Source organism: Pseudomonas sp. Sample_9, assembly GCF_004307535.1.
GTDB lineage: Bacteria > Pseudomonadota > Gammaproteobacteria > Pseudomonadales > Pseudomonadaceae > Aquipseudomonas > Aquipseudomonas mercuritolerans.
Genome location: NZ_RAZO01000417.1, coordinates 1 through 720 on the forward strand (window position 1 = coordinate 1; position 720 = coordinate 720).

Consider the following 720-nt stretch of genomic DNA (forward strand, 5'->3'; position numbering starts at 1 on the left):
GCTCGCCGAGGCTCAGTTGCCGATCGAGGCGCAGCTTCGGCAGGATCTTGCCCCAACGCTCGGCAATCGGTTGCTCGACGATGGTCAGGTGGAAAATCCCGCCCTGGACCATCTCCAGCACGTCTTCGACTGCCAGCGTCGGATCTACCCATTCGATATTGATCGGCGCCAGTTTGTGCAGCGCCAGTTTCTGGTTGAGCAGGCTGACCACCTCCCCCGCCGCACTGCCGGTGGGCAAGGCCAGGGTCTTGCCGGACAGTTGCTCGACCTTGGTGTAACGGCGCTGGCCCTTGATGCCGACGAGCACCAGCGGCACGTTGCTGGCGATCGGTTCGCTGCTGGCGACCGCGTAGCCCGAGGGCAGATCGAGCAATTCACCGGGCGCGACCATATCGCCTTCGCCACGCTGCAAGGCGCCGAGCAATTGATCCTTGGCTTTGGGAATGATTTTGAGGGTAACGTCCTGGCCATCACGGGCATGGCCGTTGAGGTATTGCTCGAAGGCGCGCAGTCGGTGGTACTCGACACCAATGGCCTGGCCCTGGACTTCGCCGGAGCTGTTGCGGCTCTGATTGACCAGCACGCGCAGCACGCGGCTGCTGCGAATGTCCGAGAGGTCGCGAACCTTGCTCGCCGGCACGGTTTGCAGCGGCCCGGGCAGGCGTGCGACCGCCGTCATCGGCAGCAGCAACGCAGCACACAACAGCAGCAGAACCGAGG

1 pseudogene is annotated in these 720 nt (G+C 64.0%); it reads right to left on the reverse strand.

Going from position 1 to position 720, the window contains the following annotated elements:
* A pseudogene (locus D6877_RS23915) lies at window positions 1-720 on the reverse strand (lytic transglycosylase F); the annotation flags it as partial.